General features: G+C 44.8%; 9 protein-coding genes and 1 pseudogene. 4 read left to right on the top strand and 6 right to left on the bottom strand.

Going from position 1 to position 9737, the window contains the following annotated elements:
* Positions 1-72 (bottom strand): annotated as a pseudogene (locus RAC86_RS14205) (protein usd); the annotation flags it as partial.
* 224 nt (positions 73-296) lie between these two features.
* Here RAC86_RS14205 and RAC86_RS14200 point away from each other — a divergent pair.
* Positions 297-710, top strand: a complete 414-nt coding sequence (locus RAC86_RS14200; protein ID WP_003235672.1) for a MarR family winged helix-turn-helix transcriptional regulator — start codon at positions 297-299, stop codon at positions 708-710.
* A gap of 21 nt (positions 711-731) precedes the next feature.
* Positions 732-1922 (top strand): MFS transporter, encoded by a 1191-nt coding sequence (locus tag RAC86_RS14195; RefSeq protein ID WP_072565398.1) that lies wholly within the window; start codon positions 732-734, stop codon positions 1920-1922.
* A 96-nt stretch (positions 1923-2018) separates the two neighbouring features.
* Here RAC86_RS14195 and RAC86_RS14190 read toward each other — a convergent pair whose 3' ends face one another.
* From RAC86_RS14190 to RAC86_RS14170, 5 genes are all read right to left on the bottom strand, one after another.
* Positions 2019-3425: a right-handed parallel beta-helix repeat-containing protein gene (locus tag RAC86_RS14190; RefSeq protein WP_072565399.1), complete on the bottom strand. Its 1407-nt coding sequence runs from the start codon at positions 3423-3425 to the stop codon at positions 2019-2021.
* Between the two features lie 104 nt (positions 3426-3529).
* Positions 3530-5002: an allantoin permease gene (gene pucI, locus RAC86_RS14185; RefSeq protein WP_014115461.1), complete on the bottom strand. Its 1473-nt coding sequence runs from the start codon at positions 5000-5002 to the stop codon at positions 3530-3532.
* A gap of 180 nt (positions 5003-5182) precedes the next feature.
* The gene (locus tag RAC86_RS14180; protein WP_072565400.1) at positions 5183-6541 is read right to left on the bottom strand and encodes an MFS transporter; all 1359 of its coding nucleotides are present in this window, start codon (positions 6539-6541) and stop codon (positions 5183-5185) included.
* Positions 6541-7110, bottom strand: a complete 570-nt coding sequence (locus RAC86_RS14175; RefSeq protein ID WP_072565401.1) for an isochorismatase family protein — start codon at positions 7108-7110, stop codon at positions 6541-6543. The genes RAC86_RS14180 and RAC86_RS14175 overlap by 1 nt, the downstream gene beginning before the upstream one ends.
* Before the next feature lie 184 nt (positions 7111-7294).
* Positions 7295-7756: a hypothetical protein gene (locus RAC86_RS14170; protein WP_014115464.1), complete on the bottom strand. Its 462-nt coding sequence runs from the start codon at positions 7754-7756 to the stop codon at positions 7295-7297.
* Between the two features lie 277 nt (positions 7757-8033).
* Here RAC86_RS14170 and amtB point away from each other — a divergent pair, with 277 nt between their 5' ends.
* Together amtB and RAC86_RS14160 are read left to right on the top strand one after the other, a co-directional pair.
* Positions 8034-9248 (top strand): ammonium transporter AmtB, encoded by a 1215-nt coding sequence (gene amtB / locus RAC86_RS14165; protein ID WP_014115465.1) that lies wholly within the window; start codon positions 8034-8036, stop codon positions 9246-9248.
* An 11-nt stretch (positions 9249-9259) separates the two neighbouring features.
* Positions 9260-9610: a P-II family nitrogen regulator gene (locus tag RAC86_RS14160; protein WP_003221829.1), complete on the top strand. Its 351-nt coding sequence runs from the start codon at positions 9260-9262 to the stop codon at positions 9608-9610.
* Positions 9611-9737 lie beyond the last annotated feature (127 nt).

The following is a 9737-nucleotide window of genomic DNA, read 5'->3' as shown; positions in this document are numbered from 1 at the left end:
GTGTAAAGAGTCATTCATTATGCCGCTTCTTCGTTGTATGGTTTTAAAAGTAAGTTTGTGAAATATGCCCACGATCCCTCACCTCAAACACTCTCTTTGTTAGGTTTGTAACAGTGTATTAGCATTCTGTTGGGAATATGCTAAAAACTCAATAAGGACAAGGGGTGAAACGAACTTTTTCGGCTTTAGCCAACTATTTCGCGTCACTAAATTTTTATCTTTACATCCATTCACCGCTCCTGTAAAATGAAAAAAGCAATTAGTTACTTAGGTAAGTTTTTTAGAAGGAGAACGAAATGACCTACGTCAACAGACACCTCATTCATCAAATCAACCAAAGCGCCCGCCTGATTGCCAAGAAAGCCAATGAACAGCTGGAGCCATTCGGCCTTTATTCATCTCAATGGTCAGTTTTATATTGTTTGCGTACGATCGGACCAATGACTCAAAAAGAGATTTGGTCCTATTTAAATGTGGAAGCGCCGACTGTGACACGGACGATCAAACGTCTGGAGGAAAACGGTTGGGTACAGAGACGGCAAGGTGAAGACAAACGGGAAAAACTTGTTGTCCTCACAAAAGAAGCCGAGAAAAAATACGAAGAAATCAATGTGAAAATGCTGAAATTCGAGGAAGAACTGCTTGCAGATTTCCGGGATGAAGATAAGGAAGCTTTTTCTCATTTATTTCGCATGTTTTTACAACAATGAAAATAAGGAAGTGACATACATTTGAAAAAAACGGATGCGATATGGACCAAGGATTTTATTATGGTCCTGCTTGTCAATTTATTTGTGTTTGTGTTCTTTTATACATTTTTAACTGTACTGCCGATCTATACGCTTCAAGAGCTTGGCGGCACAGAATCACAAGGCGGGCTTTTAATCAGCCTGTTCCTTCTGTCAGCGATCATTACACGGCCTTTCTCCGGAGCCATCGTTGAGCGTTTCGGGAAGAAAAGAATGGCAATTGTCTCAATGGCGTTATTCGCCCTTTCTTCTTTTCTGTATATGCCGATTCATAACTTTTACCTGCTGCTTGGCTTGCGGTTCTTCCAAGGAATTTGGTTCAGCATTTTAACGACTGTTACAGGTGCAATTGCAGCGGATATTATTCCGGCCAAACGCCGCGGTGAAGGGCTTGGATACTTTGCCATGTCTATGAACCTCGCCATGGCAATCGGGCCTTTCCTTGGATTGAACTTGATGAAGGTCGTAAGCTTCTCTGTATTCTTTACAGCCTTTGCGCTGTTTATGGTTGCAGGCTTGCTTGTTTCGTTCTTGATAAAGGTGCCCCAAAACCAAGACAGCGGCACGACTGTATTCCGTTTTTCGTTCTCGGATATGTTTGAAAAAGGCGCACTTAAGATTGCGACGGTCGGTTTATTTATTTCTTTCTGTTATTCAACTGTCACAGCGTATTTGTCTGTATTCGCCAAATCAGTTGATCTTTCGAATATCAGCGGATATTTCTTTGTTTGCTTTGCGGTGACAATGATGGTTGCACGCCCGTTCACAGGGAAATTGTTCGACAAAGTCGGACCGGGAATTGTCATTTACCCATCTATCTTGATTTTCTCAGTGGGGCTCTGCATGCTGTCCTTCACACACAGCGGCTTAATGCTCCTTCTTTCAGGAGCGGTTATCGGTCTCGGATACGGATCAATCGTTCCTTGCATGCAAACATTGGCGATCCAGAAATCTCCCGCGCACCGCTCAGGTTTTGCAACGGCAACGTTCTTTACCTTCTTTGACAGCGGAATTGCTGTAGGATCGTATGTTTTTGGATTGTTTGTAGCATCTGCCGGCTTCTCTGCCATTTATTTATCAGCGGGGCTGTTCGTTCTAATTGCTCTGCTTCTCTATGCATGGAGCCAGAAAAAACCTGTTGAGGCTGAAGGAAAAGTGTCTATTGCAGAATAACGCTCAGACTGCCGGGAATTGCCGGCAGTCTTTTTTTTGCATATAAAAAACGGCGTCCTGCTCCGTTGAACGGAAGAGAACGCCGCTTATGGCATATTATTCAATGACCGGCTGTGCAGGTGAATCTGGATCTAACGTAAAGTCATAGGACTCTTCATCACGATACATTGGATCGGCATAAATGGATTGCTGATCGTTATTGGTTGCTTTTCGATACGATGAAAATGAATCGTATTCATTCTTTTTCCACATCCATATGCCGTCTTGATCCGCTTCCTTATGGTACACGTTATGATTGACAATATTCCCTTCATTTTCTGTAAAATCGTTTCCGATAAATAATCTAGAATCACTGGCCGTCAATATATTCTTTTCAATTGTGTTGTTTTTCGCATCGTACTGCAGCAGCAGCTGTCCGCCATACAGCCCCTTTGTGTCATTCCGGTACATAATGTTGCGGGCAATCAGAGAATTGCTGGTGCCGCCCCGCTTTTTGTCATATCCTCCGATTGAAATACCGGTGTATGCATTGTTGTACACTTTGTTGTCTGTTATCTGAATAGCAGTTGCATATTTCCCTTTGTGTTCAGACGTTGCTTCAATCCCAATATCGTTATCGTAAACTGTGTTTTTCTTAATATCGATACTGTGTCCGCCATCAACATATATCCCGCCCGCTGAGTAATCATCTCCATAAGCTGGGTTTCCGTAAGTCGAGTTTTGATAAATTGTATTGTTTTCTACGACACCGTTTCGCACATAATCGTTTTTGTCTGCGGTTCCCTCATAACCGATAAGATCAATCCCGATGTTGTTATTGTTGCGGACCACATTGCCCGCAATAGTGAAGCCGTCAATATTCCCGTTCAGCACAACCGCCTCACTCGCTCCAAGTGTCAGATTCTCAACCGTATTGTCCTCAATTTGAATGTCTTTCATGCTGCCGGTTCCATAGACCGCGATTCCGTGGGCATTTCCTTCATCCGCTGTTGTCTTAATATCCCGGACATGATTGTTCTTAATGGCAATATGACTGCTGGAGCCTGATACATAAATCCCCATAGCAGTTGCTTCCTCAGATGAAACAGAAAGATCTTGAATCGTTAAACCGCTGATGGCAATGTCGTGTTTATCGTGAATATGAATGAGCGGTGTTTCATATTCTGCGTCCGCAATGGATTCTCCGCTAATCACGACTTTTTCATTTTCATAGTTTCGGAATGTGATAGGCTTTCCGTCCGTACCGCTGTGCTTTACAACAAGTGTTTCAGGATACGTTCCTCCCCGAATCATGACAGTTGTGCCGGGGGCAGCCTCCTCTGAAGCGTGTGCCAGTGTACGAAATGGCTTTTCTTTTGTCCCTTCATTTTGATCACTGCCATTTGGCGAAACATATAGGCAATCCCCAGATCGTTCCTCATTCGCTTTTGTCTTATCAAAAACGAAAGCGAGGATGACAGACGTTAAAACACCCGCCAAAAGAATATAATATAATTTTCTCATATTCGATTCCCATTTCGTTTTAGAATAGATTTCTAAAACAATTATAAATGTTCTATTTATGGAAAACCATTTCAAAAATATGAATATATAGCGTGAAATAGATCTTATTCAGCTTGGCGAACCTGCCTAGATTCAAACGGTTCAATCGCAGATGATGCCGGCGGGTGAACACGCATCAGAACAATATAGAAAAGAAATGAAATCAGCACACCTACAAACCAGGAAATGTCGTATAAGCTCTTTAATGCAGGAACATACATACCAATCAGCGAGATGAGCGCACCTAAAATCGTGGCTGCAAACGCACGGTAATTATAGCCTTTACAATATACATACCGCCCTGTTTCAGAATACAGGTCATCTACCGAGAGTTCCCGTTTGCGAATGATAAAGTAATCAGCCATCATCACGCCTGCCACCGGACCAAGCATGCCGCCTATTAAACCGAGAAACGCATATACGCTTGTCGCACTCTCCATCAGCTTCCACGGAACCGTAAATAAAGCGAGCAACGCAGTGATAAAACTGCCGCGTTTGAAATTAATATATTTCGGCAGGGCATTCGCTATATCATAAGCGGGCGATACGATGTTCGCCGCGACATTTACAGAGATCGTGGCGATGCAGAGCGTAATCACGGACAATACGATGACATAAGGGTTATCAAACCTCGCCAAAATATCGACAACGTCCCAAATCGGCTCGCCGAAAGCAACCTGCGAACCGGAGGTCACAGTAATACTGGCAAACGCAAACAGCGCGAAGGTTCCCGGCAAACCGTAAAATTGCCCTTTGATTTGCTCTTTTTGCGTTTCTGCAAACCGCGTGAAATCAGGTATATTTAAGATCAATGTCGCCCAGATGCCGATGATGCCGGTAACTCCGGCAGCAAACGGCCAGAACGTTTCTGAAAACGTATGGAACCTTCCTGGCTGAGAATAGATCGGCCCCAGTCCTCCGGCAATATCAACGGCCCACCATACCATGCCGCCAAATACCAAATACACTAAAGGGCCTGCCCATACCTCAAAGCGCTTAATCGATTCCATGCCGTGATGCAATACGAGTAAATGAATAGCCCAAAAGAAGACAAAAGAAAGCAAACCAGACAAGTGAATGCCGAGGATGTTCCACTCGCCGCCAATTTCTCCCCAGCCCGGCCATATATTTAAAAGTAAAATGTTCAGCGCCGTGCTTCCTGCAAAGGTCTGAATGCCAAGCCACATGATCGCTGTAAACGCCCTTAGAAGCGCTGGGATATTCGCGCCGTATATTCCGTAAGAAGCACGGATGATCACCGGAAACGGCAGCCCGTATTTTGTCCCCGCGTGGCCGTTTAAAGCCAGAGCCCCAAACAAGATAAGCGATGCCGTAATAATAATCGCGAGCACCTGCCAAGGCGAAAGACCGATCGCAATTAATCCGCCCACCGTCGCGTAGGTCGGTATATTATGTATACATCCCATCCAAATGGAGGCAAAGTTTATTGCTTTCCACGTCCGTTTCTCCTGTCCCAAAGGCAGCAGATCTTCATTGCTCAGTCTGTTGGATTGATGCTGGCTCTCTTTTAATTTCATAGCCGGCTCCCCTTTCAATATTATCTGTTTTTCGTCATATGTTCAGTTTTCTGACATTTGATGTCACTTAATATAACTGAAAAGTCAGACAATAACATTGGCTATGATATACAATTTTTCTGTTTCTATTTGAACAGCCTAAACAAGAAAAAGAGACAGACTCAGCGCCTGCCTCTTTTCTCATGATGCAGTTTTCATTAATGCAGCAAATCTCACAGCCATTAACAGGCTTGCTCCGCCCGCAATGATCATGATGATTCCCATCATATCAAAATGGGCCGCCGTGATTTCTTTTCCAAAAAGAATACCAAGGATCACCGAAGATAAAATCGACCCTAAGTAACGGCAGGTTTGAAACAGCCCTGAAGTCGTTCCTACCATGTTGGAAGGACTCGTTTTCAGCATCGCTGCCTGCAGCGCGACATTTCCAAGTCCGTAGCCTATACCCAAGATTGACAGGATAAAGCCTTTCCCGATCACCTGAGCGTCGATAAAAAAGATGGTTAAGAGCACGGCTCCAGCCGTCATCAGAAGCGCGCCCGCAAAGATCGGCTTGACGACGCCTGATCGGTCGATCCATTTGCCCGTAATAGGTGACACTACGATGCTCATGCCAGACATAAACAGCATAAACAGACCGCTCGTTTGAACAGAAAGATGCATTTCATCCTGAAAATAACTCGGCAGCCCAAAAAATAAACAATAGAAGAAAACATTCAGCAAAATAAACTGAACATACACAGCTGATAGATTTCGCTGTGTTTTAAACAGACGGACATCAATGAACGGCTTTTCCGTTTTCAGCTCACGCCAAACAAATGCACCGAGCAGAAGCACGCCAAGCACACCTTCAACCGCATGCGGCGACGTGCTGAATGAAAGCAGAAAAGATAGAAGCAAAATGATTCCTCCGGCAAATAAAACAATGCCAAGAATGTCGAGCTGCCGAATAATTGTTTTGATTCCAGCCCCTTTTTTCTGATCTTTCGGGAACATATACATGCCTAAGAAAAAGCTGAGGATAATAAACGGCAAATTGACGATAAAGATCGCCGGCCAGCCGCCCCACACAATCAAAAAACCGCCGACAGTCGGTCCGAGCGCCGTCATGGCAGACGCAAAAATAGAGAGCACAGCCAAGGCGGATGCCTGCCGCTCATGAATATGACTCCGAATCAATCCGACTCCTGACGGGTAAATCGCACTGCTCCCTACCGATTGAAACAGCCGCATGATCAATAATGTCATAAACGTTGGCGCAAACGGTGCCCCGATGGCAGAAACCGCAACAAGAATGAGCCCGAATAAAAACAAGCGTTTACGCCCGATCAAATCACCGAGTTTTCCCGTTACAGGCTGAGCTACGGCACTCGCCAGGTAAAACGAGGAAATCAGCCAGGAAACCGTTGTAAACGACAGATGAAATTCATGCTGGATGCTATGGAGCGCAAGAGAAATCATAGACGAGTTCAGCGGATTCAGCATTGTCCCTGAAGCCACCGCTGTCAAAAAAACAGCACGGCTTTTTTTCGATATCATCATTTCACTTGTGCTAGAAATTCTTCCGTTGTCCGCGATTTACCGATTCTCGGGAAAATAAAGCCCAGTGTGGCTTCATGCTCTTCCTCACTGAACGTGGACATGGCATCTGTAATAAAAATCTGCTGATAGCCAAGCTGGAATGCCTCGCGTGCTGTGCTTTCCACCCCGATGTTCGTCGCGATGCCGCACAATACAATCGTGTCAATGCCTCGGCGTCTCAGCTGCAAATCTAAATCTGTGCCGAAAAATGCGCCCCACTGCCGTTTTGTCACAGTGTAATCTCCATCCTGCACACCGATTTCCGGAACAAATTCAGCCCAGTCCGCAGGCATTTCCCCCGAACCTCCCTGCGCAGGCTCATCCGTTTGCGGCTTCAGCGCATCCGCTCCATCATGGAAGGCTACATTCACAAAGCTGATAAATCCGTTATGTTTCCGAAATTCATCGATGAGTTTTTTCGTATTTGGGACAACCTGTCCGCTTTGATCTATCGGCACAATTCCTTTTTGCAAATCAATGAGAACCAATGCAGTTTTTTGAAAATCAATATTGAGTGTATTCATCATACGTCTCCTCCTGATGCTGTTAGTGTTTCTCGCATTGCATATTTTACTCTTCACGCTGCCTAAGTTCTTTTATTATGCTTGTGAAACTCTCAGAAGGAGCGCTTTTCTCATGATTTTTCTTTTATGTAAAAGTAACAGGTCGTGCATACAAATAGACCGGCAAGCACTGTAATCATAAGGGGTGTCATCGCTTCATCACCTGCCCGCCGTTTATCGGCTCCTGTCTGAACATGCCCATGAATTTGCGGCGGTCTACCCATAGCAGGATGAGACACATGACCATTAATATCGTGCTAAGATCCTGCACGCCAATATCAAAACAATAGTTAATCAAGACGATGTTCACAATAATCGGCATAAAAACAACTGCCCCTAATGCAGATGTTCGCGGAATCAGTAATAAAACAGCTGCAACGATTTCGCCGAAACCTATAAACAGTTCGTAAACATGAGAATAACCGAAAAATGTCCACGCAATTGTAAACCCCTTCCCAGCAACTGCCTCGATTTCAGGCGTCACCTCGCCAAACTGGCCTATTACCACTTTCGCCAGGCCGTACACGAAAAAATTAAAAGCTAAAAACAATCGGAACGTCATCGGAATCGATTTACTTACCGCTCTCCTCAGCCTGCCGCCTTTATTCATAACGCATCCTCCCCTTATGTGTATTAATTGGATTAGTACACTTAATACAGTATGAAATAATCTAATAATTGTCAATTCCCTTTTCTGCTCATATGGACAGCTTCTTTTATAGATATAAAGACTTATATCGTAAAAATGACATTTTCCATTCTTTACATCCCTCGATAACATTCCCTAAAAAACCATGTCAGGAAATCTTACATGAAAATGTTTTATCATTCTTTTTTCTCTATAATGAAGAAATATAATAATTCTGAAAGATACGGAGGAATGAGACATGCAAATGGGCGATACAGTTTTTATGTTCTTTTGCGCTTTACTCGTGTGGCTGATGACCCCGGGATTAGCGTTATTTTATGGAGGAATGGTAAAAAGCAAAAATGTGCTGAGCACTGCAATGCACAGTTTTTCTTCTATTGCCATCGTTTCCATCGTTTGGGTGCTGTTCGGATATACACTTGCCTTCGCACCAGGCAATTCGATCATTGGCGGACTGGAGTGGGCCGGTCTGAAAGGGGTCGGATTTGATCCCGGAGATTACAGCGATACCATTCCTCACTCATTATTTATGATGTTCCAAATGACGTTCGCTGTTCTGACTACAGCCATTATTTCCGGGGCTTTCGCAGAACGGATGCGATTCGGCGCTTTTCTTTTATTCTCGGTTTTATGGGTTTCTTTGGTTTACACACCGGTTGCTCACTGGGTATGGGGCGGCGGCTGGATCGGCCAGCTTGGCGCGCTCGATTTCGCCGGCGGCAACGTTGTTCATATTTCCTCCGGGGTGGCAGGACTTGTTCTCGCTATTGTGCTCGGTAAACGGAAAGACGGTACAGCGTCTTCCCCGCACAACCTCATTTACACCTTCTTAGGAGGGGCTTTGATTTGGTTCGGCTGGTTCGGTTTTAACGTTGGCAGCGCCCTGACCTTAGATGGTGTGGCCATGTTCGCTTTCATCAACACAAACACTGCCGCAGCAGCCGGGATTGCCGGCTGGATCTTAGTAGAATGGATCATTAACAAAAAACCAACGATGCTCGGAGCGGTATCTGGCGCAATCGCCGGACTTGTCGCAATTACGCCGGCTGCCGGATTTGTCACACCTTTCGCTTCCATCATTATCGGCATCATTGGCGGAGCGGTTTGTTTCTGGGGCGTATTCTCGCTTAAAAAGAAATTCGGATACGATGACGCGCTCGACGCCTTTGGACTGCACGGCATCGGCGGCACATGGGGCGGGATCGCAACAGGATTATTCGCGACAACCTCTGTTAATTCAGCGGGCGCGGACGGATTATTCTACGGTGATGCAAGCTTAATCTGGAAACAAATCGTAGCCATCGCCGCCACTTATGTTTTTGTATTTATTGTCACTTTCGTTATTATTAAAATTGTAGGCCTCTTCCTTCCCCTTCGCGCAACCGAGGAAGAAGAATCACTTGGGCTTGACTTAACGATGCACGGGGAAAAAGCATATCAAGATTCTATGTGAGGAGTGACGCTATGAGCGGTCAAATGTTCAAGGTAGAAATTGTAACGCGTCCGGCAAATTTTGAAAAGCTGAAGCAGGAACTCGGAAAAATCGGAGTCACCTCTCTGACCTTCTCTAATGTTCACGGCTGCGGCCTTCAAAAAGCACACACGGAGCTTTATAGAGGGGTAAAAATAGAAAGCAATGTATATGAACGTTTAAAAATTGAAATTGTAGTCAGCAAGGTTCCTGTTGATCAAGTGACCGAGACCGCTAAAAGGGTTCTGAAAACGGGATCACCGGGTGACGGTAAAATATTTGTCTATGAAATCAGCAATACAATCAATATCCGTACCGGCGAGGAAGGACCTGAAGCACTGTAATCGTTTTGAAGAGATTCGGAATTCCGGATCTCTTTTTTTACGCATAGAAAAAACCCCCAGAAACACTGTCCCCCCTTCGAATTCTCTTCAAGCATCACGCATTTTGGCAAACTCTTTTTTGATTTGA

The organism is Bacillus sp. LR_5, from assembly GCF_042709275.1.
The sequence above is the reverse complement of the archived record's forward strand: the minus strand, read 5'-3'. Positions and strand labels throughout refer to the sequence as shown.

Bases quoted from the DNA above. Each gene is read 5' to 3' on its own strand.
- RAC86_RS14200 (WP_003235672.1), top strand. From the start codon at position 297: ATGACCTACGTCAACAGACACCTCATTCATCAAATCAACCAAAGCGCC.
- RAC86_RS14190 (WP_072565399.1), bottom strand. From the start codon at position 3,425: ATGAGAAAATTATATTATATTCTTTTGGCGGGTGTTTTAACGTCTGTC.
- pucI (WP_014115461.1), bottom strand. From the start codon at position 5,002: ATGAAATTAAAAGAGAGCCAGCATCAATCCAACAGACTGAGCAATGAA.
- RAC86_RS14180 (WP_072565400.1), bottom strand. From the start codon at position 6,541: ATGATATCGAAAAAAAGCCGTGCTGTTTTTTTGACAGCGGTGGCTTCA.
- RAC86_RS14175 (WP_072565401.1), bottom strand. From the start codon at position 7,110: ATGATGAATACACTCAATATTGATTTTCAAAAAACTGCATTGGTTCTC.
- RAC86_RS14170 (WP_014115464.1), bottom strand. From the start codon at position 7,756: ATGAATAAAGGCGGCAGGCTGAGGAGAGCGGTAAGTAAATCGATTCCG.
- amtB (WP_014115465.1), top strand. From the start codon at position 8,034: ATGCAAATGGGCGATACAGTTTTTATGTTCTTTTGCGCTTTACTCGTG.
- RAC86_RS14160 (WP_003221829.1), top strand. From the start codon at position 9,260: ATGAGCGGTCAAATGTTCAAGGTAGAAATTGTAACGCGTCCGGCAAAT.